Origin of the sequence: Citrobacter sp. A316 (assembly GCF_002042945.1) — a bacterium.
GTDB classification, from domain to species: domain Bacteria; phylum Pseudomonadota; class Gammaproteobacteria; order Enterobacterales; family Enterobacteriaceae; genus Citrobacter; species Citrobacter portucalensis.
The window spans coordinates 13,127-34,828 of sequence record NZ_MVFZ01000018.1; the positions used below are offsets into that span (position 1 = coordinate 13,127).

At 50.7% G+C, this 21,702-nt stretch carries 23 protein-coding genes; 13 read left to right on the forward strand and 10 right to left on the reverse strand.

The genetic code is table 11. The features are described 5' to 3' along the window. Position 1: 1 nt before the first annotated feature. Together glnL and glnA are read right to left on the reverse strand one after the other, a co-directional pair. Positions 2-1,051 (reverse strand): nitrogen regulation protein NR(II), encoded by a 1,050-nt coding sequence (gene glnL / locus BZK41_RS19870; protein ID WP_008786986.1) that lies wholly within the window; start codon positions 1,049-1,051, stop codon positions 2-4. A gap of 282 nt (positions 1,052-1,333) precedes the next feature. Further along, the gene (gene glnA, locus BZK41_RS19880; protein ID WP_003825314.1) at positions 1,334-2,743 is read right to left on the reverse strand and encodes a glutamate--ammonia ligase; all 1,410 of its coding nucleotides are present in this window, start codon (positions 2,741-2,743) and stop codon (positions 1,334-1,336) included. A gap of 379 nt (positions 2,744-3,122) precedes the next feature. Between glnA and typA the strand changes: the two genes are divergently transcribed. Then, on the forward strand, positions 3,123-4,946 hold the full coding sequence (typA, locus tag BZK41_RS19895) for a ribosome-dependent GTPase TypA (RefSeq protein WP_008786988.1): 1,824 nt from the start codon (positions 3,123-3,125) through the stop codon (positions 4,944-4,946). A 68-nt stretch (positions 4,947-5,014) separates the two neighbouring features. Here typA and BZK41_RS19900 read toward each other — a convergent pair whose 3' ends face one another. Both BZK41_RS19900 and BZK41_RS19905 read right to left on the reverse strand, forming a co-directional pair. Continuing rightward, on the reverse strand, positions 5,015-5,803 hold the full coding sequence (locus BZK41_RS19900; RefSeq protein ID WP_079939287.1) for a DeoR/GlpR family DNA-binding transcription regulator: 789 nt from the start codon (positions 5,801-5,803) through the stop codon (positions 5,015-5,017). A gap of 39 nt (positions 5,804-5,842) precedes the next feature. Continuing rightward, a complete protein-coding gene (locus BZK41_RS19905) occupies positions 5,843-6,739 on the reverse strand; it encodes a sugar kinase (protein WP_008786990.1) in 897 nt (298 codons plus the stop codon). A 172-nt stretch (positions 6,740-6,911) separates the two neighbouring features. Between BZK41_RS19905 and yihU the strand changes: the two genes are divergently transcribed. The 10 genes from yihU (at position 6,912) to fabY (ending at position 16,587) form a co-directional block, all read left to right on the forward strand. After that, entirely contained in the window at positions 6,912-7,802 is an 891-nt protein-coding gene (yihU, locus tag BZK41_RS19910) for a sulfolactaldehyde 3-reductase (RefSeq protein WP_079939288.1), read from the forward strand. Between the two features lie 25 nt (positions 7,803-7,827). Continuing rightward, the gene (locus tag BZK41_RS19915) at positions 7,828-8,715 is read left to right on the forward strand and encodes an aldolase (RefSeq protein WP_079939289.1); all 888 of its coding nucleotides are present in this window, start codon (positions 7,828-7,830) and stop codon (positions 8,713-8,715) included. Between the two features lie 31 nt (positions 8,716-8,746). Beyond that, entirely contained in the window at positions 8,747-9,757 is a 1,011-nt protein-coding gene (locus BZK41_RS19920) for an alcohol dehydrogenase catalytic domain-containing protein (RefSeq protein ID WP_079939290.1), read from the forward strand. A 69-nt stretch (positions 9,758-9,826) separates the two neighbouring features. Then, positions 9,827-11,260 carry an MFS transporter gene (locus BZK41_RS19925; RefSeq protein ID WP_079939291.1) on the forward strand — a complete coding sequence of 478 codons (1,434 nt, stop codon included), beginning with the start codon at positions 9,827-9,829 and terminating at the stop codon, positions 11,258-11,260. Positions 11,261-11,364: 104 nt separating this feature from the next. Beyond that, complete coding sequence (locus BZK41_RS19930) at positions 11,365-12,690, forward strand: MFS transporter (protein WP_079939292.1); 1,326 nt, start codon at positions 11,365-11,367, stop codon at positions 12,688-12,690. A 30-nt stretch (positions 12,691-12,720) separates the two neighbouring features. Next, entirely contained in the window at positions 12,721-13,611 is an 891-nt protein-coding gene (locus BZK41_RS19935; RefSeq protein ID WP_079939293.1) for an aldose epimerase, read from the forward strand. A gap of 90 nt (positions 13,612-13,701) precedes the next feature. Then, positions 13,702-14,301 (forward strand): glucose-1-phosphatase, encoded by a 600-nt coding sequence (gene yihX / locus BZK41_RS19940; RefSeq protein WP_003825293.1) that lies wholly within the window; start codon positions 13,702-13,704, stop codon positions 14,299-14,301. Then, positions 14,295-15,167: a virulence factor BrkB family protein gene (locus BZK41_RS19945; RefSeq protein ID WP_079939294.1), complete on the forward strand. Its 873-nt coding sequence runs from the start codon at positions 14,295-14,297 to the stop codon at positions 15,165-15,167. Before yihX ends, BZK41_RS19945 begins: the two co-directional genes overlap by 7 nt. Beyond that, positions 15,164-15,601: a D-aminoacyl-tRNA deacylase gene (dtd, locus tag BZK41_RS19950; RefSeq protein ID WP_003825289.1), complete on the forward strand. Its 438-nt coding sequence runs from the start codon at positions 15,164-15,166 to the stop codon at positions 15,599-15,601. Before BZK41_RS19945 ends, dtd begins: the two co-directional genes overlap by 4 nt. A gap of 44 nt (positions 15,602-15,645) precedes the next feature. After that, complete coding sequence (gene fabY, locus BZK41_RS19955) at positions 15,646-16,587, forward strand: fatty acid biosynthesis protein FabY (RefSeq protein WP_003825286.1); 942 nt, start codon at positions 15,646-15,648, stop codon at positions 16,585-16,587. An 18-nt stretch (positions 16,588-16,605) separates the two neighbouring features. On the opposite strand, the gene BZK41_RS19960 is transcribed toward fabY, so the two are convergent. The 3 genes from BZK41_RS19960 to BZK41_RS19970 all read right to left on the reverse strand — a co-directional run bounded on the left by BZK41_RS19960 (position 16,606) and on the right by BZK41_RS19970 (position 18,374). Further along, complete coding sequence (locus BZK41_RS19960; RefSeq protein ID WP_079939295.1) at positions 16,606-17,052, reverse strand: helix-turn-helix domain-containing protein; 447 nt, start codon at positions 17,050-17,052, stop codon at positions 16,606-16,608. Further along, the gene (locus BZK41_RS19965) at positions 17,049-17,360 is read right to left on the reverse strand and encodes a type II toxin-antitoxin system HigB family toxin (RefSeq protein WP_079939296.1); all 312 of its coding nucleotides are present in this window, start codon (positions 17,358-17,360) and stop codon (positions 17,049-17,051) included. The genes BZK41_RS19960 and BZK41_RS19965 overlap by 4 nt, the downstream gene beginning before the upstream one ends. 84 nt (positions 17,361-17,444) lie before the next feature. Then, positions 17,445-18,374 carry an alpha/beta hydrolase gene (locus BZK41_RS19970; RefSeq protein ID WP_079939297.1) on the reverse strand — a complete coding sequence of 310 codons (930 nt, stop codon included), beginning with the start codon at positions 18,372-18,374 and terminating at the stop codon, positions 17,445-17,447. A 220-nt stretch (positions 18,375-18,594) separates the two neighbouring features. Here BZK41_RS19970 and BZK41_RS19975 point away from each other — a divergent pair, with 220 nt between their 5' ends. Together BZK41_RS19975 and nadS are read left to right on the forward strand one after the other, a co-directional pair. Further along, complete coding sequence (locus tag BZK41_RS19975; protein WP_079939298.1) at positions 18,595-18,906, forward strand: toxin HigB-2; 312 nt, start codon at positions 18,595-18,597, stop codon at positions 18,904-18,906. Next, positions 18,907-19,194 carry a NadS family protein gene (gene nadS, locus BZK41_RS19980; protein ID WP_079939299.1) on the forward strand — a complete coding sequence of 96 codons (288 nt, stop codon included), beginning with the start codon at positions 18,907-18,909 and terminating at the stop codon, positions 19,192-19,194. It abuts the gene before it with no gap. A 43-nt stretch (positions 19,195-19,237) separates the two neighbouring features. Here nadS and fdhE read toward each other — a convergent pair whose 3' ends face one another. The 3 genes from fdhE to fdoH are packed head-to-tail and all read right to left on the reverse strand — an operon-like array spanning position 19,238 to position 21,698. Continuing rightward, a complete protein-coding gene (gene fdhE / locus BZK41_RS19985) occupies positions 19,238-20,167 on the reverse strand; it encodes a formate dehydrogenase accessory protein FdhE (RefSeq protein ID WP_003028685.1) in 930 nt (309 codons plus the stop codon). Continuing rightward, entirely contained in the window at positions 20,164-20,799 is a 636-nt protein-coding gene (gene fdoI / locus BZK41_RS19990) for a formate dehydrogenase cytochrome b556 subunit (protein ID WP_003028686.1), read from the reverse strand. Before fdoI ends, fdhE begins: the two co-directional genes overlap by 4 nt. Further along, positions 20,796-21,698, reverse strand: coding sequence for a formate dehydrogenase O subunit beta (gene fdoH / locus BZK41_RS19995; RefSeq protein ID WP_079939300.1), 903 nt, complete (start codon positions 21,696-21,698; stop codon positions 20,796-20,798). Before fdoH ends, fdoI begins: the two co-directional genes overlap by 4 nt. Between the last annotated feature and the right edge of the window lie 4 nt (positions 21,699-21,702).

Consider the following 21,702-nt stretch of genomic DNA (forward strand, 5'->3'; position numbering starts at 1 on the left):
CTTATTTCCTGATAGGCAGGTAAACCGAGAACTCGGTATGACCCGGCCAACTGGTAAATTCAATTTTGCCGGAATGTTGATCAATCAAATTACGGGCGATAGATAATCCAAGGCCGGTACCGCCTTCGCGACCGCTGACCATTGGGTAGAACAGCGTATCCTGCAAATGCGAGGGAATACCCGGGCCGTTATCCTCTACATCAATTCGTGCCGCCAGACGGTAACGCATGCCGTGTAGCGTGAGCTGAAATGCGGTGCGGGTGCGCAGAATGATCTCGCCGCCTTCCGGTCCCAGTGCCTGCAAAGCATTGCGTACGATGTTCAGCAAAACCTGCTCGATCTGGTCCGGGTCGTGCAGTAATTCGGGCAGACTTGGGTCGTAATCCCGGATTAGCGTGACGTTTTCCGGCAGCTCCATTGAGACCAGCGCCACCACGCGTTCCGCCACTTTGTGAATACTTTCCGTGATGTGCATGCCGGGCTGTTGCGGTCCCAGCAGACGGTCGACCAGGTTACGCAGGCGGTCCGCCTGTTCAATAATGACTTTGGTATATTCGGTCAGTGCCGGGTCCGGAAGCGCTTTACTGAGAAGTTGCGCCGCACCGCGTAATCCGCCCAGCGGGTTTTTAATTTCATGTGCCAGACCACGCACCAGATCGCGGGCGGCAATCTGCTGGGCGTGCTGGAGCTGTTCCTGACTCAGACGGCGCTGGTTATCCATAGGGGCCATCTCCAGCAAGATAAGGCCATCAGGCAGCCTCTGAGCGGTCACAGAGAGGATATGTGAGTGGCTGTCTATCACCAGCGTCACTTCGTTATCCGTAAAGCCCTGGCCTGCTTCTAGGCTCTCTCGCATCAGTCCGATGTTTAAGGAGAAATAACTCAACAGATCGGGAAGCGGTGTACCAAACAGTTTGCGGGAGCTTTGGGCGAGCAACTGCTGTGCCGCCGGGTTGGCGTAATGTACAGCCAGCTCATCGTCGACAAGTAAGATGCTGTTGATTAAAGAATTGAGGATCTGCCCAGCATCGGGCAGCGTGCCGGTTGCCATTCAGCAGTCTCCTGAAAAGTGTTGCACCAATTTAGTGCATTATAGCTTTTTACATCAAAAAAGCGCGAAAAAGCAGGTTGTTAGTGGAGAAAAAAGCCCATCCTGGGATGGGCTACAGATGACTGGCAAACATAGATGCCGGATGGCGGCTTTGCCTTATCCGGCCTACAAGGTAATGTTACCCTCCAGGCCTGGTAAGATTGCGCCATCAGGCGTCCTATCATTCGCCATCGATCTCAAGCCTGCCTGAGCAGGCTAAAAGTTCCACGGCAACTCAAACGATTAAACGCTGTAGTACAGCTCAAACTCTACCGGGTGCGGAGTCATACGCACGCGGTCATCTTCTTCGCGACGCAGCGCAATGTACGCATCGATCGCTTCATTGGTGAACACGCCGCCTGCGGTCAGGAACTCGCGGTCCAGATCCAGTTCTTTCAGTGCTTCTTCCAGAGAACCAGCAACCTGTGGGATTTCTTTCGCTTCTTCCGGCGGCAGGTCGTACAGGTTTTTGTCCATCGCTTCGCCTGGGTGGATCTTGTTCTTAATACCGTCAAGACCAGCCATCAGCAGCGCTGCGAAGCACAGGTACGGGTTAGCAGCCGGGTCCGGGAAACGCACTTCGATACGACGCGCTTTCGGAGAAGCAACTACCGGGATACGGATAGAAGCAGAACGGTTACGGGCAGAGTAAGCCAGCATGACCGGCGCTTCGTAGCCTGGGACCAGACGCTTGTAGGAGTTGGTGGTCGGGTTCGCCAGGGCGTTGATCGCTTTAGCGTGTTTGATTACGCCACCGATGTAGTACAGCGCCTGCTCAGACAGACCTGCATATTTGTCACCGGAGAACAGGTTTACGCCGTTCTTGGACAGGGACATGTGGCAGTGCATGCCGGAACCGTTATCGCCAAACATTGGTTTTGGCATAAAGGTCGCGGTTTTACCGAAACGGTGAGCGACGTTGTGAACGACATATTTGTAGATCTGAATTTCGTCCGCTTTTTTGGTCATGGTGTTAAAGCGGGTCGCGATTTCGTTCTGACCAGCAGTCGCCACTTCGTGGTGATGCGCTTCAACAACCAGGCCCATCTCTTCCATGATCAGACACATGGTAGAACGGATATCCTGAGAAGAATCTACCGGAGGAACCGGGAAGTAACCGCCTTTCACGCCAGGACGATGACCTTTGTTACCACCTTCGTATTTGGTAGAGGAGTTCCATGCGCCTTCGATATCATCGATAGCCACGTGGGAACCGGAAATAGATGCGCCGAAACGGATGTCGTCAAACAGGAAGAACTCTGGCTCTGGCCCGAACAGAACGGTGTCTGCGATGCCGGTAGAACGCAGATATTCTTCAGCGCGTTTAGCGATGGAGCGTGGGTCACGGTCGTAGCCCTGCAGCGTACCTGGTTCCAGGATATCGCAACGGATGATCAGGGTAGACTCTTCAAAGAATGGGTCGATGAGAGCAGTAGACGCATCTGGCATCAGAACCATGTCTGATTCGTTAATACCTTTCCAGCCACCGATTGAGGAGCCGTCAAACATTTTGCCTTCTTCAAAGAATTCGGCATTTACCTGATGAGCAGGAATAGTGACGTGCTGTTCTTTGCCTTTGGTATCAGTGAAGCGTAAATCAACAAACTTCACTTCGTGCTCGTTCAGCATCGTCAAAACGTGTTCAGCGGACATACTTACTCTCCCGGATTGGTCATTGTCGTCGTGGTAACGAAGTCTTCAATTCTGCAAAAATTGGCCGTGTCGCCATAAAAAACATAAAGCGAAATCTGTGCCAACTTTTAAATTGCCCCTAAAAGGCGTTATCATGCGCACTATCGTGCAAAGGGGCTGCACCATGAAGGTTGTATTGCACCATTATAGTGCTTTAATGTGAACATTAAGCACCATATTGGTGCAAAGCATGTCAGATTACCCCTTTTAACGCTCCGTGAATGTGATCACAAAGAAACTCTGCAATACTTGTTTGCGGAGGATGTTTGTGATCCTGTTTTGTACTGCGATTAATCCGTGTACAATAACGCGCTATTTCTAAAATGCCTGAGGCAAAGTTGTGATCGAAAATTTGCGTAACATCGCCATCATCGCGCACGTAGACCATGGTAAAACGACCCTGGTAGACAAGCTGCTCCAACAATCCGGTACGTTCGATGCACGTGCTGAAACCCAAGAGCGCGTGATGGACTCCAACGATTTGGAGAAAGAGCGTGGGATTACCATCCTCGCTAAAAACACCGCTATCAAATGGAATGACTACCGTATCAACATCGTTGATACCCCGGGGCACGCCGACTTCGGTGGTGAAGTTGAACGTGTAATGTCCATGGTCGACTCCGTGCTGCTGGTGGTGGATGCAATGGACGGTCCGATGCCGCAGACGCGCTTCGTGACCAAAAAAGCCTTTGCCCATGGCCTGAAGCCAATTGTTGTTATCAACAAAGTTGACCGTCCTGGCGCGCGTCCTGACTGGGTTGTTGATCAGGTATTTGACCTGTTCGTTAACCTCGACGCTACCGACGAGCAGCTGGACTTCCCGATCGTTTACGCTTCTGCGCTGAACGGTATCGCGGGTCTGGATCACGAAGACATGGCTGAAGACATGACTCCGCTGTATCAGACCATCGTTGATCGTGTACCGGCTCCGAGCGTAGACCTTGATGGCCCGCTGCAGATGCAAATCTCTCAGCTGGACTACAACAACTACGTTGGCGTAATCGGTATCGGCCGTATCAAACGCGGTAAAGTTAAACCGAACCAGCAGATCACTATCATTGATAGCGAAGGCAAAACCCGTAACGGTAAAGTCGGTAAAGTTCTGACCCATCTGGGTCTGGAACGTATCGAGAGTGATATTGCCGAAGCAGGCGATATCATCGCGATCACCGGTCTGGGCGAACTGAACATCTCCGACACCATCTGCGACCCGCAGAATGTTGAAGCGCTGCCAGCTCTGTCCGTTGATGAACCGACCGTAACCATGTTCTTCTGCGTAAACACCTCTCCGTTCTGCGGTAAAGAAGGTAAATATGTTACCTCTCGTCAGATCCTTGACCGCCTGAACAAAGAGCTGGTGCACAACGTTGCGCTGCGCGTTGAAGAAACCGAAGATGCGGATGCGTTCCGTGTATCCGGTCGTGGTGAACTGCACCTGTCTGTTCTGATCGAAAACATGCGTCGTGAAGGTTTCGAAATGGCGGTTTCCCGTCCGAAAGTAATCTTCCGCGAAATCGACGGCCGTAAACAAGAGCCGTTCGAAAACGTAACGCTGGACGTTGAAGAGCAGCATCAGGGTTCTGTGATGCAGGCTCTGGGTGAGCGTAAAGGCGACCTGAAAAACATGAATCCAGATGGCAAAGGCCGCGTACGTCTTGACTACGTGATCCCAAGCCGTGGTCTGATCGGCTTCCGTTCAGAATTCATGACCATGACTTCCGGTACCGGTCTGCTGTACTCCACCTTCAGCCACTACGACGACGTTCGTGCGGGTGATGTGGGTCAGCGTCAGAACGGCGTACTGATCTCCAACGGCCAGGGTAAAGCAGTTGCGTTCGCACTGTTCAGCCTGCAGGACCGCGGTAAGCTGTTCCTGGGTCACGGTGCTGAAGTTTACGAAGGCCAGATCATCGGTATTCACAGCCGTTCTAACGACCTGACTGTAAACTGCCTGACCGGTAAGAAACTGACCAACATGCGTGCGTCCGGTACTGACGAAGCAACGGTTCTGGTTCCGCCGGTTAAGATGACTCTGGAGCAGGCTCTGGAATTCATCGATGACGACGAACTGGTAGAAGTTACCCCAACCTCTATCCGTATCCGTAAGCGTCACCTGACTGAAAACGATCGTCGCCGTGCAATGCGTGGCGCGAAAGAAGAGTAATTAACACTCTTTTTCAGATAAGCACAAAAAAGCCGCTGATTATCAGCGGCTTTTTTTTATCTAAAAGATCAGGTTGTTTCCTGCTCTGCAATGACTAGCTCAATATTTTCTAAATCAAGCAATTGCTTGAATGAATTAGGTGGTTGGGAATCGGTAAAAAATGCCCGAATTTTACGCATATTACCGATGGATACAGCGGCTGAGGCGGCAAACTTAGTATGATCAGCAACTAACAGCGTATTACGTGCATGCTTAATCATCGTTTTGGCGACAAGCGCTTCGTTAACGTCAAATTCCAATAGTGTGCCGTCTTCCTCAATGGCACCAATACTGGTAATCAAATAGTCGGCTCTGAATCCTTCGATAAAGTTCACTGCTCCTGGACCAACAATACCGCCATTATGAGCACGTAGAGTTCCACCGGGCACCATGACCTCAAGGTCTTGATTCTTATATAAGATCTGCGCAACACGAAGACTGTTAGTAATGATGCGAAGATCTCGGCGGTTCAGCAAAGCTCGTGCGACGGCTTCCACCGTTGTACCAATGGTAATAAATACCGTACAGCGTTCAGGAAGATAATCAGCAACCGCTTCCGCTATCGCTTCTTTTTCCTGGGTAAGGGACAACTCTCGCTGTTCAAAGGCGGTATTCATGACGCTGGATACACGTCCGGCTCCACCATGATGTCTGGTGATCAAACCCTGTTCGCTTAACTTACGAATATCCCGGCGCACGGTTTGCGTGGAAACGTCCAGCAGTTGTGCGAGCTCTTCGATATTCATATAGCCGCGTTCTGTAATGTAATGAACAAGTTGATCGTGTCGCGGATTACCGGTGACTTCAATGATGCTCATGAATACTCCTGGACTTCTTCCCCGTAATTGTTGGCTATTTTACGCATAAAGTGACAAAAATGATTCGGTTTGCGCACGATTAGGAATTCCGGCTCGTCCACCCGCCTGAGTGCATTTCATCGCCGCCACCGCACTTGCGAAGCGAATCGCCTGGTCAGTCGGCATTTGCTCTGCAAGAGCTGCTGCCATTGCACCATGGAAAACATCGCCTGCACCGGTTGTATCCACAACATTGACAGAAAATGCAGTCTGTTGACACATATGCCCATTTTCGATCCATAGTGACCCTTCGCCACCAAGCGTAACGTACACTTTACCATTGGTTTGCTCAGCGGCCAGTTTAAGTGCCTGTTGTGCATCATCTTGCCCGGTCATTCTCTTCAGACCTGGAGTTGAAAAAACGGCATGATCGGCCAGCGCCACCAATGGGGTTATATCTTGTGGTGTCATATCGGCATCTAACAGCGTTGGAACTCCGGCGGCACGTGCCAGTTCGAAGGATTTCAACGTTCCTTCATGCCAACGTACATCGGCCAGAACGATGTCATAACGGGAAAAATCAATCGACTCCAGCCACCTTGCATCCGTATCGAGATCCGGGCTTGGATAGTTCACGATGATGCGTTCGCCATGCTGATCGACCAAAATTGCGGACTGGGATGAGCGGGAGTTCGGGTATTGCCGGCAGAACGCCGTATTGACCCCCCAGCTCTGAAGCTCGTTAAGCAAAGTATTCCCACAACTGTCATCGCCTACACGGCCTATAAAATCAACGTCAATACCAAGCCGGGCAATGGCGACAGCTGCCGTTGCTGCCGGGCCACCACCTGTCTCCAGATATTGATTTGACTGATATTTCCCCCCGCCATCGGGCAGGTTGTTCAGAGAATAAATACGGTCCTGAACGGTGATTCCAACACATGCAATTCTGGTCATATTTGGTTAGTCCTGTGTGATTTTGTCTTCTTTTGATCATTTTAATGACATAAATGATCAAATTAGTGACACATGTCTTGTTTTTAGTCATAAATTACAAATATGCTCAAAAACAGACGAAAACGAATTTTTAATTGTAATTATTTTGTCAACCTGAGACAGGAGAGCATTCATGACAACCGTTGCATTTTTGGGCTTGGGCCAGATGGGCAGCCCAATGGCTAATAATCTGTTGCAAAAGGGACATGCTTTGCGTGTGTTCGACGTAAACCAACAGGCAGTCAATGAATTAGTACAAAAAGGTGCGACTGCTGCTCAAACCCCTGCTGAAGCCGCTAAAGATGCCGAATTCATTATCACTATGCTGCCAAATGGCGACATCGTTCGGCAAGTTTTGCTGGGTAAAGATGGTGTCAGCGAAGGCCAGTCCCCCAATGCACTGGTTATTGACATGTCCACGATTCATCCATTGCAGACCGATGCATTGATTCATGAGATGAAAGAGAAAGGCATCAGCATGATGGATGCCCCCGTGGGCAGAACGTCAGTTAACGCGATTGACGGCACGCTGCTGATTCTTGCTGGCGGAACGCCTGAACAGGTTGAACGTGCTCGCCCTGTGTTGATGTGTATGGGAAATGAGCTGGTGGAAGCTGGCGGTCCCGGTATGGGGATCCGTGTGAAGCTCATCAATAACTATATGAGTATTGCGCTGAACGCCTTGTCAGCGGAAGCCGCTGTTCTTTGCGAATCATTGGGTTTGAGCCTTGATGTGGCCATTAAGGTCATGAGCGGTACAGCGGCAGGCAAGGGGCACTTTACGACAACCTGGCCTGGCAAGGTACTTAAAGGAGACCTTTCTCCGGCATTCATGGTGGACCTCGCATTGAAAGACCTGCGTATTGCCGTCGATGTCGCTAGTCAGACCGGTGCGCCGCTCAATATGGGCATTGCAGCAGAAACCTATTACACCCGTGCCAGCGAGAACGGTCGAGGCCGTCAGGACTGGAGTGCGCTGTTATTACAGGTTCGTCAGCAGGCTGGCCGACCAGATTCACTCTAAATTTTAAACAGTTACAGGAGTTATTATGTCTTCCCACAATACCCCATACACGCTGAAAGATATTTCTCGCCCTGGCGGTGGATTTGCCATGCTGGCCGTTGATCAGCGTGAAGCAATGCGCCTGATGTTTGCGGCGTCTGGACATCCTAAACCGGTTGCCGACAGCGTATTGACTGATTTTAAAGTTGCAGCAACACAAATTCTGTCTCCCTACGCTTCAGCGGTTCTGGCAGATAAACAATTTTGTCTCGATCAGATTGTCTCTCAAGGTGCGGTCGCCGATTCATGTGGACTGATTGTGGCGGCTGACCATTTTGTTCCGGGTAATGGTATTCCAGTTGATAGTGTCGAAATTGACAGAGCGATTGATCCGCATAAAGCCCGTGAAATGGGCGCGAAAGCCATGAAGTTGTTGGTGCTCTGGCGTGAAGATGAACCCGCAGAAGAACGTTTGGCTATGGTGGCTGAGTTTGTTCAACGCTGTCGTAGCGCAGGGCTGGTTAGCATCATTGAGCCGGTCGTCCGACCTCCTCGTCGTGGCTGGGAATTTGACCGGGAAAGCGCCATCGTTGCCGCAGCGGCTGAACTCGGCTGCACCGATGCTGACCTCTATAAAGCTGAAATGCCATTAGGTGGCAAAGGTGATGAACAGACCCTACTTGCTGCGTGTCAAAAGTTGCATGAACAAATGAAAATGCCGTGGGTCATTCTCTCTTCTGGTGTTGATGCGGATATTTTTGGCCGCGCGGTCCGTATCGCCATGAAGAGTGGAGCTTCCGGATTCCTGGCAGGGCGTGCCGTTTGGGCATCGGTTGTTGGTGCTCAAGATCCGCAAACAATGTTGCGTGATGTGTCGGTTCCACGCTTACAACGCCTGGCTGAAATCGTCGATGAAGGGATTTCTCAGCGTTAATCACCCATTTTAACGAATCTGGAGAAGAACCATGGATAAGATTACCCAAGTTCTATTTTCTGATATTGGGAAGGTGACCACCCAATATATTGAGCTGCCGCACCTGGAACTTAAACCGCAAGAAGTCCGCATTGTTCCGGTGTTTTATGGAATATGTGGCTCTGACCTGCATGTACTGAAAGGAGGGCACCCATTTGCAAAACCTCCGGTTGTGCCTGGACATGAAATTGCGGCACGCGTAACTGAAGTGGGCAGTGAAGTAACGAATGTTAAGCCGGGCGATCATGTTGTAGTCGACCCAATTATGGCCTGCATGGAGTGCCGTGCTTGTAAAGCGGGTCGCTTTAATCTGTGTGAGCCGCCACAGGTTGCTGGCTTCCGGGCGCCGGGTTTTGCCCGCTCGCAGCACATTGTACCTGCACGAAACTGCCATGTTGCACCTGCTTCGTTACCACTAAAAATACTGGCTTTTGCTGAACCCGCAGCTTGCGCGCGTCATTGCGTGAGCCGTATGCCGAAAGCGTCATTGGAAAGTGTATTAGTGATTGGTGCAGGGACAATTGGTTTATCCATCGTTCAAGCATTGCGCATTATGGGCGCGGGAAAGATCACCGTCATCGAACCTGATGCCGCCAAGCGCGCGTTGTCGTTAAAGCTAGGTGCTACGGAAGTTTGGGCTCCGGGGGAATTGGATGCACAGGTTCGTTTTACGGGAGCAATTGATGTTGTTGCCGCTCAAGCCACGCTGAATGATGCATTTACCCATGTTTATGCTGGCGGAACGGTAGTGTGCATGGGGGTACCGAGTGGCCCACGTGAAATTCCTCTTCCGATGATGCAGCGCTTCGAACGCGATTTGTTGAATTCCGGCATGTATATCCCGGAAGACTTCGATGCCGTGATTGAATGGCTTGCGGATGGACGGTTTGACACCAGCGAACTGGTGACCGATCTCTTCCCTGTCGAAGATGCGGCTAAGGCGTTTGAACGTGCGCAGCAAAATGACTCTATAAAAGTCATGCTGCAATTTGCTGAGGTTTGATGCTGTAACCCTCTGTCTGGCGCTGCTTAAGGGTAGCGCCATCCTACAACAATGAAAAAGGATGCTGCGATGAGTCACATCACCAGTCCTACACCTTACTCGATCGGTCGTCCCCAAGACGTGATTGATATTGTTAATAAACATTCAGCAGTAAACACCAGTGTGGGCGTCATTTTTATCGCTCTTGGTGGCATTCTAATTGATGCCTATCAGGCGGCGATGGTGGGTTTTGGTAATAAATATATCGCATTGCAATTTGGTATTTCACCAGGGCTGGCGGCGACGGTTAACGCCTCTGTTTTAGTCGCCGCCCTGATTGGTGGATTACTGGCGAACCGTGTGATTAACCGCTTTGGTCAAAAGCGTGCATTTATCATCGGAATGGGCCTGTGCACAATAGGTGCTGCAGCTGTCGCGATAGCCCCGAACATCTGGTGGGTGCTGGTGTGTCGCGTGATCATGGGATTTGGCTTGGGTATCGATTTTCCGCTGGCAACAAATGCGGTGGCAGAGTTACGCGGCTCAACATCTAAGAAAACTGGTTCGTCGGTTAACCTCTGGCAAATGGCCTGGTATGTATCAACTACGGTCGTCTATCTTGTGCTGCTTCCACTGTTGTTGTCGGGTATCGCGGAAGAGCAATTATGGCGCTATGGTATTTTCATTGGTGCTATTTTTGCCGTCATTATCATGATTCTGCGTTATTTCTTCATCGGTGAGTCTGCAATGTGGGCCGCACGAGTCGGACGTTATGATAAAGCCTGCGATATTCTTGCTAAACGCTATGGTGTTCATGCTCGCGTTGCTGCCAAACCAAATAGCGATGATTTTTCTACTGAAAAAACAGAAAGTAAGTTTCATGGCGGCTATGGGATTTTATTTAACTCGCGTTATCGCAAACGTACCATTCTCGGCTGCGTTGTGGCGACGATGCAAGCCTGGCAATATAACGCCGTGGGCGTTTATTTACCGCTGACTTTGGCGGGAATACTGAGCGGTGGATTAACCGGGGCACTTAGCGGTTCTGCGGTAGTAAATGCCTTGTGTGGCATTACAGGTGGACTGATTGGTTCACTTATCCTCCAGCGTTTGGGAACTCGCCTTCAGTCGATGTATGGTTTCGCCGTCGTAACGGTTGCATTACTGGCTTTAGGTGCATTAGCAACCACCAACCCATGGCTTTCTTTAGGTTTGTTGGGCGCAATCATTTTCTTCCATTCAGCGGGCCCGGGCGGCCTGGGTATGACCATTGCCACACTTTCTTACCCGCCATCTATTCGCCCGACAGGCGTAGGATTTGCTCGTGCAATTATGCGTACTGGGGCGATTGCCGGACTTATTTTCTGGCCTATGTTGTGGGGTGCATTAAAGACAGAAGCGTTCTATTGGCTGGCAATTGTTCCTTTTCTCGGCTTCCTGACATGCGTGTTGATTAAGTGGGAACCACTTGGTGCAAACGTTGACGCTGAAGACGCTGAGGTACTGGCTGAACTGGATAAATAACAAGCAAGCGCGTCGCAACATGTCGACGCGCTTTTTCGTATAAATCCGCCGCTTTTTTAGTGATTTTATTACGCAGATTTCTCGCCGACCCGGAGAGGAAAATTATGGCTGAAATAGAACATGTACCAGGGAAAGAGCTATCCGGCAAAGCCATGAGACGCGTTGTCATGGGCAGTTTCGCTGGCGCGTTGTTGGAATGGTACGATTTTTTTATTTTCGGAACGGCAGCAGGGCTAGTTTTTGCTCCCCTGTTTTTCCCTGATAGCGATCCTTTTATTGGTTTAATTGCCGCATTCGCGACCTTTGGTGTGGGTTTTCTATCACGTCCGCTAGGAGGCATTGTTTTTGGCCACTTTGGCGATAAAGCCGGTCGCAAAATAACGTTGATTTGGACGTTAGCGATAGTTGGTTCCTCAACGTTTTTAATCGGTTTCATTCCAACTTACCAGGATATTGGCATCTGGGCCCCGATTATATTGATGGTTCTGCGCTTGGTGCAGGGGTTCGGTCTGGGTGGGGAATATGGCGGGGCTGCATTGATGACTATTGAATCTGCGCCTGAGGCGAAGCGCGGGTTTTTAGGTTCGCTCCCACAAACGGCAGCCTCAGTTGGGATTATGCTGGCGACAGGGGTGTTTGCATTATGCAATCACTTCCTGACCCAGGAAGAGTTTCTGGCCTGGGGATGGCGTATCCCTTTTTGGCTATCTGCCATCATGTTAATTGTTGGGATGTTCATACGGTTACATACTGAGGAAACACTGGATTTTAAAAAACAAAAAACAGCTGTCTCACAGGAGCAATCAGCACCACCGTTGATTGAACTTTTCCGTAAGCATCCACGTAATATTCTGTTGGCGCTAGGGGCCAGGCTGGCGGAGAGCGTTTCGTCGAACATCATTAATGCCTTTGGTATTGTCTATATTGCCAGCCAGTTGGCATTATCAAGGGATATTCCACTCAACGGCATGCTAATCGCCTCAGCAATTGGCATTGTGTGTTGTCCATTAATTGGTTGGATCTCTGACCGCGTTGGACAACGGAAGATGTATTTATTTGGCGCTGGTTTTTGCATCCTTTTTGCATTCCCATTCTTCCTGCTGCTGGATACGAAAAGCACACTTATCATCTGGTGCTGCATGATCCTTGGCTATAACCTGGGGCCAACGATGATGTTTGCAGTACAGCCCACCTTATTTACCCGTATGTTCGGAACACGAGTGCGCTATACAGGTCTTTCATTTGCCTATCAGTTCTCAGCAATTCTGGGTGGGTTAAGCCCGCTAATTGCCTCCAGCTTGTTGGCGCTGGGAGGCGGGAAACCGTGGTATGTAGCACTGTTTCTGTTTGTTATCTCAATACTTTCATTCATTTGCGTCTGGCTTATCGAGCCACATTCAGACAATAAAAATGACGCTAATAACATTTAACTTCTTACCGAAATATCAGAGAGCGATAACATGAACAATGAATTGAATACTGAGCATTACCAAGCATTACAACGTGCTTTTGATACCGCCTGGCCGGGACCGATCGGTCAACCTATTTTTCTGGAAAAAGGACATCTACGTCTGCAAATTTTTCCGCGCGATGGTGCCAGAATCACCTCGCTTCAGGCGTTTGGTTTTGAAGTGTTGCGTCAATGGGAGCCACAGCGTAAAGCATTTCAGTATGGCTGCTTTCCTATGGTTCCTTGGGCAGGCCGCCTTGGCGATGCAACATTGACCGTGGGGGAGAAACAGTACGTATTACCTGCTAACAAACCGCCTCATGCTCTACATGGTATGGCCTGTTATTCATCATGGGAAATTATCGAACATAAAGCGGATACCTTGAAACTGCGCATGCCACTAGGCGCTCCTTGGCCCTGGCAAGGAGAGGTCCTGCAGACGTTGACTCTTGAAGACGATGCGTTAATTCTGCGACTGGAAATTCACACCATGTCTGAAACTTTTCCGGCATCTGCTGGATGGCACCCCTGGTTTGCAAAACAACTGGGCCCGCAGAATGAAGAAGATGAATTACTGGTACGTTTTAAGGCCGACTGGCAGGAAGAAGCTGGGAGTAATGAGTTACCAACCGGTAATAAAATCCCTCCACAATCAGGTCCATGGGATGACTGCTTTGGTTTTAATGATGGTCTCAATGTCAGATTACAGTGGCCTGGTAAGCTAAGTATGACGATGACATCGAGTGCGCAAAGTCTGGTTATCTTTGACAAACAGCCCGACGCAACATGTGTCAATCCGCTTACTCAGGCGCCAAATGCGATAAATAGGACACCGCAGTTTGTCAGTGCAGGTCTTCCGTTGGTGATTGAGTCGCGCTGGCAATTTACACAGGAATTCTGATGGCTTAGCCAATAATCCCGATAGGGACGCATAGTCAAACTTCTCCTTTCCCGCTACAGTTATTCATCCACGGCGAATAAGGAGAAGGGCATGCTCTATATCTTTGATTTGGGTAATGTGATTGTCGATATCGACTTCAATCGCGTGTTAGGTACTTGGAGCGATCTGAGCCGTGTACCGTTGGCTTCGTTAAAGCAAAGTTTCACCATGGGAGAGGCTTTTCACCAGCACGAGCGAGGTGAAATAACGGATGAAGCCTTTGCCGAGGCGATATGTCATGACATGGCGCTACCGTTAAGCTATGAGCAGTTCTCCCATGGCTGGCAGGCCGTTTTTGTTGCCTTGCGTCCTGAAGTCATCGACGTCATGCAAAAGCTGCGTGAGCAGGGACATCGGGTGGTCGTCTTGTCGAATACTAACCGTCTGCATACGACGTTTTGGCCGGACGAATACCCCGAAATCCGTCAGGCTGCTGACCATATTTACCTTTCCCAGGATCTGGGCATGCGTAAACCGGAAGCGCGGATTTACCAGCATGTCCTGCAGTCTGAAGGTTTTTCTGCGCATGAGGCGGTCTTTTTTGACGACAACGCCGATAATATTGAAGGGGCTAATCGGTTAGGGATTACCAGCATCCAGGTTGTCGATAAAACGACCATTCCGGACTATTTCGCGAAGTTGCTATGCTAAAAAATGTTCAGCAACAAGCCAGGCACCATACGCGTCCTGTTCGGGCCTGGCTTAAGCTACTATGGCAGCGGATTGATGAGGACAACATGACGACGCTGGCAGGGAATCTTGCCTATGTCTCATTGCTCTCATTAGTGCCGCTTATTGCCGTAGTTTTTGCTCTTTTCGCCGCATTTCCGATGTTTTCTGACGTCAGTGTCCAGCTACGTCATTTCATTTTCGCAAACTTTATCCCGGCGACGGGAGATGTCATTCAGCGTTATATCGAACAGTTCGTCGCCAACTCGAACAAAATGACGGCCGTTGGGGCGTGTGGGCTGATTGTGACAGCGTTATTACTGATGTATTCCATTGATAACGCCCTGAATACTATCTGGCGCAGCAAGCGTACCCGGCCTAAAGTTTACTCTTTCGCCGTTTACTGGATGATTTTAACGTTGGGGCCGCTGTTGGCGGGGGCCAGTCTGGCGATCAGCTCTTATCTGTTGTCATTGCGCTGGGCCAGCGATCTCAACACGGTGATTGATAACGTTCTGCGTATTTTCCCGCTGGTGCTTTCCTGGCTCTCGTTTTGGCTGCTTTACAGCATCGTACCGACTACGCGTGTACCTAACCGTGATGCGGTTATCGGTGCCTTTGTGGCCGCGGTGTTGTTCGAAACCGGAAAGAAAGGATTTGCGCTCTATATCACGATGTTCCCGTCTTATCAGCTCATTTATGGTGTTCTGGCGGTGATCCCCATTTTATTCGTCTGGGTATACTGGACCTGGTGTATCGTCTTGCTAGGCGCGGAAATAACTGTCACTCTCGGGGAATACCGCAAACTTAAACAAGCCGCAGAAAAAGAAGAAGCAGAGCAACCATGATTGCATTAATTCAGCGCGTAACCCGTGCCAGCGTCACCGTGGAGGGCGAGGTGACGGGTGAAATTGGCCCAGGACTTTTGGTCCTGTTAGGTGTCGAAAGGGATGATGACGAACAGAAAGCGAACCGCCTGTGCGAGCGCGTACTCGGCTATCGAATCTTTAGCGATGCCGAAGGCAAAATGAACCTTAACGTGCAGCAGTCAGGGGGGAGTGTACTGGTGGTTTCACAGTTCACGCTAGCGGCAGATACCGAACGCGGCATGCGCCCGGGGTTTTCAAAAGGGGCTGCTCCCGATCGCGCTGAAGCGCTGTATGAGTACTTTGTTGAGCGTTGCCGCCAACAAGAAATGAATACGCAAACCGGCCGATTCGCTGCGGATATGCAGGTTTCACTGGTTAATGATGGCCCCGTGACGTTCTGGTTACAAGTATGAACCAGCTACCGGTGTGGCCGCGGACAACAAGAGAGAATACGACTATGTATCACCTTCGAGTACCGCAAACAGAAGAAGAATTGGAGCGTTACTACCAGTTTCGCTGGGAGATGCTGCGTAAACCTTTGCACCAGCCTAAAGGCTCCGAACGGGATGCCTGGGATGCGATGGCGCATCACCAGATGGTGGTGGACGAAGAGGGAAATCTGGTCGCAGTTGGCCGACTGTATATCAATGCGGATAACGAAGCCTCCATACGCTTTATGGCCGTTGACCCTTCCGTGCAGGAGAAAGGGTTGGGCACGCTGATGGCGATGACCCTGGAGTCTGTGGCGCGTCAGGAAGGAGTCAAACGCGTAACCTGTAGTGCCCGTGAAGATGCGGTCGAATTTTTCGCCAAACTGGGATTTGTGAGCCAGGGAGAAATCACCACGCCGCAAACCACGCCGGTGCGTCACTTTTTGATGATTAAGCCTATTGCGACGCTGGACGATATTCTCCATCGCGGGGACTGGTGCGGACAGCTACAGCAAGCCTGGTACGAACATATTCCATTGAGTGAGAAAATGGGTGTGCGCATTCAGCAATATACCGGGCAGAAGTTTATCACCACGATGCCCGAGACGGGCAATCAGAACCCGCACCATACTCTGTTTGCCGGGAGTCTGTTTTCCCTGGCGACGCTAACGGGCTGGGGACTTATCTGGCTGATGCTGCGTGAGCGTCATCTGGGCGGGACGATAATCCTTGCCGACGCACATATCCGATACAGCAGGCCGATCACCGGGAAACCTACCGCTATCGCCGATCTGGGCTCGCTGAGCGGTGACCTGGACCGTCTGGCAAGAGGTCGCAAGGCGCGCGTTCAGATGCAGGTTGGGGTGTTTGGCGATGACACGCCGGGCGTGGTGTTTGAAGGTACCTACATTGTGCTACCCGCAAAACCGTTTGGCGCATATGAAGAAGGCGGGAACGAGGAAGAGTAGGTCAGAGGATGTAATCATCTACTCAATGAAAGCGTCCGCCGGAAGGTTAAAGCGTTCAGCAAGTGCTTTAATGTGACTTACAGTCAGGGCTCTGCGACCATTTAAGATGTTGCTGACGTTCGATTTTGAACCAAGTTCGTTGGCAAGATCTGCTGCTTTGAGACCATATTGATCCATGAGCGTTCGCAATACTGAAACGCCAGAGGGAGTTTTCTCCAGGTGTTGGTTGAGTGCTTTGAATTCCGGCGCATGTTTTTCATATTCACTGATCCGGGCACAGAGCAATTCAAATAGTGGGTTTTCGAGATCGTTCTGGTCGACCAGAAACTCCACTAGCGCTAGTGCCCTGCGATACTCAGTGTCATTTTGGTCTTCCCCCAACAGTGGGATGGTTTTTACCGCATCGCTGAAGGTATCTACGATCTTTTTTGCGCTGGTTGCATCCATCTGACGATGAGTTCTCATTCTTTATTACCCCGATAATATGCTGTCAGTTTGTCATATTCGGCATGGGAAACGATATGTTTCACAAATATCTTATGTGACCTGAAATCTATGTAGGAAATGAGTCTCAGGCTGTTGCCAGAAACATCAATCACCCACCATTTATCTCTGTACTTAAAATTATCCAGTGAATGTATGTACTGCTTCATCTCCTCAGGCCTGGTGAATGTCTTTTTCTCCAGAACATTCAGCAAGTCAGCAAGAGCAAGCTCATGGTTTGGATACATGAGCATCGCCTCATTGAATGGTTTTCGGCTGATAACATGCACGGTGTAGTTCCATTACAAGGTTTTCAACCTGAAAACAAAATAATGCAAAGCAATCAAGTTTTCAAGATGAAAACAAAACATTAATTAAGCATGTCTTCCTGCTTCAGGATTTATGACGCGCCAGGCAACATCCCGCATAACGTTTCGTGCCGCCTGACTCACTCCTGCTAGCTGGAAAAATCCGTGGATAACGCCGAGATAGCGTTGGCAAGTGCACTCCACGCCCTGTTCCTGGAACTTTTGATACAGGGCCTCACCCTCATCTCGCAATGGGTCGAATTCAGCTGTAATGATGTGTGTGGGCGGTAAACCGTTGAAGTCTTCACGCCAGAGCGGGCTGGCTTCGGGATGCAGTGGATCGGTTTGCGGCATATACATCTCGTAGCCCGACAGCAGCGTGTCGCGGGTGATAATGTAATCCTGTCCATTGTGGACATAGCTCGCAAAGCTGGCGGTTGCGTCCAGCATCGGGTAGATCAGCATAAGCTGCGCAGGTTGCCATTGCCTGGTAGCTTTCAGGCGTAGTGCGGTAACCAGCGTCAAGTGTCCACCCGCGCTGTCGCCAGCAAGCGTAATGTTGTCCCGGTCTACTCCCAGTTTCTGGGCATACTTCCAGATAATGTTGGCCCCGGTTTCAGCATCGTTATGTGCTGCCGGGAAGATGTGCTCTGGTGCGAGGCGATACTGCACCGCAATGACCCGACAGCCGCTGTACCAGGCGAGTTGCCTTAACTGGTTATCATGTGTGGCAAATCCACCGCTGACAAAGCAGCCACCGTGATAATAGATAACGCAGGGGAGATTTCCCGTGCTGCCCCGCGGCGAAACAACGCGAAACATCATGGCATCGAGTTCAATATCTTCAACCTGTACGCGGGTTTCAGTGTCTCCGGCCAGGACCGTGCTGGCGATATAGCCTGCTCTCCGGTCATCAATATTCTGCTCACGCGAAGAAGGGCGTCCCGCCGCGATAAATGCCTCAACCAGCTGTGCAATCCCGCTTTCCAGTGCCATTTTCACATCCCCTTATCTGTATGGATATACAGGTTTATAACCTGGATAACTAAGAATGAAAATGGGAAAAATGGGGGGGGTTATGGTTCTGGAAAGCTGCTCGCAGATTAAATACCGTCATTGGTTTCTGCTGTTTGAATTCTGTATTGTAAGGAAAATGTACTATACGCCATTGACGTATAGTTAATTTCTATTAATATAGTCCAATGGCGTACTAAAAATGCTATTCATAGAAACGGAAATCTTCACTGAAGACGTCAAAAAATTACTGGATGATGATGAATACCGTAGATTACAGATATTCCTTGCGATTCAGCCTGATTGTGGCGATCTGATACAAGATACAGGGGGCCTGAGAAAGGTTCGCTGGAGAGCGCGAGGGAAAGGAAAACGTAGCGGTGTGAGGATTATCTACTTTCATCAAATCAGAAAATCACAAATTCGATTGCTGCTGATTTATCAGAAAGGGATCAAGGATGATCTGACTCCACAAGAAAAAGTGCTGCTGCGTATGTTGAATGAGGGGTGGTAAATGGATAAGGCACTATTTGAGCGATTAACTCAAAGTATGATTCAGATGAATGAGATCGCTGAAGGAACGCGGCAGCCTTCTCGCACCTTTCATATTGACGCCATGAAAATAAAGGAAATCCGCCAGTCTTCAGGATTATCCCAGACTCGTTTCGCAGATTTGATATCGGTAAGCGTAGATACGTTGCGAAATTGGGAGCAGGGGCGTCGTTCACCGACCGGTCCAGCAAAAGCGTTGTTACGTGCCATTGCCAATGATCCAAAACATGTCATTCAGGCGCTAAGATAATCCCCGGCAGTCTGGTTCAATTGCCGGGGGAGGATCTTAAAACTTACTCCCCTTCACCCGGGAACAGGAACGGGTTGATGGAGCTTCGGGCAAAGCCCTCTTGCTCCATGTGCGCGTCCAGCATCAGTGAAGCGAGATCGTCAGCCACGGCTTCAACTTTAGGGTCTTTTTCCTGATAGAGAATCTTCAGGTAAGTCCCACAGTCGCCGCAGCTTTCAGCTTTAATTGCCGCTTGTTCGTTATCCAGCGACCAGTAGTTCAAATCACGGCTTTGCTCGCAGTTGCTGCACTTCACACGCACCACGTGCCACTCGGTTTCGCAGAGGTTGCAGTGCAGATAGCGCAGCCCCTGAGTAGTACCGATTTGCACCATGCTGGAGACCGGCATTGAACCACACACCGGGCAGTACTGACGCTGCTCACCGTATTCCGCACGGGCTTTGCCGGGGATCAGGCTTGCCATCTGCGCCCAGTAGAGCGACAGGGCAGCCCAAATGAACGGCGCTTTATCGCTGCTGACGGAGGCGAAATCAGAGGCAAACAGCGCGCTGGCCATCAGCTCCAGCTCCTGCTCTGAAGCTTTTTCCAGATTTTCGATCACGGCAAGCGCAGGGCCGCTCATTTCTGGCTTCAGCTCAGCAATTAACGACTGCAGCAGTTTTTGCCAGTGCTTGTCGCGTGGCAGAACGTGGATATCCAGCGGCGGTTTGCCCTGATCGTTCGCTTCTTTGATGCGAGCGGTCAGATCCATCTGCAGCGGATGGTCGTACAGCACAACTTCCTGCGCGTGGGCGATCAGTGCGGCAAAGCGCAGGTAGTCGCCCAGCGGGTTGTTCTCGGCCAGCTCGCGCAGGCGCTCAGCACGGCGGTTATACAAATTTTTGAGCCTGGGGAATAATAACGGCGGAATCATATCCGCCGTGCGTTTCTCGCTCTTCTCCAGCTCATCTTGCGGGATTATGCGAATACTCATTCAGATGATTTTTCCTGTTTCTGGCGGACTTCACGGTACCAGCGCGGGTGATGTTTCTTCGCCCATGAACTGGTAACCCATCCTTCCACCATCGCGGTAATGGTGCCTTTCACCCAAAGGGCGGCGTAAATGTGCACCATGATAACCACAATTAACGCTACTGCGGCAAATGAATGCAGCATTAACGCGAATCGGATCACCGGGATTGAGAAAGCAGGCGCAAAATACGGACGCCAGATGACCACTCCGCTCACTAGCAACAGGACCAGGAAGATAATCGCCGCCCAGAATACGCATTTCTGGCCGAAGTTATAACGTCCCGTGTCACCTACTTCCTCGTTGACGACAATCTTACGAATATTCTTCGCCCAAAAGATATCATCCCGATTGATTAGATTGTGGTGCCAGTAACGGAAAAACATGATGATAAACGAGGCAAACATGATCACGCCGACAAACGGGTGCACAATTCGCGCCAGTTGCGGAGTGCCCATGATGTGCATCAGCCAGTTAAAGGACGGGAAGAGAAAGCCCATCCCGCTCACCGCTGCCAAAATGAAGCAGAAGGCGGTGATCCAGTGGTTGATGCGTTCCGGCGCCGTGTAGCGCACGATGGTGTCACGTCGTTTCATTTGCGCACCTCGTCTTTTTCTTCATGCAGGTTGTCTTCTTCCTCTTCCGCACGGTTCGGGCCGACACCGACGTAGTGGAAGATACTGGCCGCAAATGTCGCTGCAAAGCCGACGGCTGCGAGAGGTTTCCAGATGCCTTTCCAGAATTTCACGGTAGCGCTGATTTCCGGGTTCTCCGGCAGACCGTGATACAGATTCGGCTTGTCGGCATGGTGTAATACGTACATTACGTGCGTACCGCCAACGCCTGCCGGATCGTACAGACCCGCGTTGTCGTAACCACGCGTTTTCAGCTCCGACACGCGCTCGCCGGCCAGCGTTTTCATCGACTCTTTGGTGCCGAAATGAATGGCGCCGGTTGGGCAGGTTTTCACGCAGGCCGGTTCTTGCCCGACCACCACACGGTCAACGCACAGCGTACATTTGTAGACGCGGTTGTCTTCCGGATTGAGGCGCGGTACGTCGAACGGGCAGCCCGCGATGCAGTACCCACAGCCGATGCACTGCTCAGACTGGAAGTCGACGATACCGTTGGCATACTGAATGATTGCACCTTCAGCCGGGCACGCCTTCAGACAGCCCGGATCGGCGCAGTGCATACAGCCATCCTTGCGGATAAGCCACTCTAGTTTGTCGTTCTGTTCCACTTCTGAGAAGCGCATCACCGTCCAGGATTTCGCGGTCAAATCAGCCGGGTTGTCGTACACCCCAACGTTGTTGCCCACTTCATCACGGATGTCGTTCCATTCAGAACACGCCACCTGACACGCTTTACAGCCGATACAGGTGGTGACGTCGATAAGCTTCGCCACTTCTTCCTGATGGTCCCGCGCCTGAGGCGCGGGTGTGAAACCGTTAGTGGCGGAACGACGAATGATGTCTTGTGATTGATAAGCCATAGGT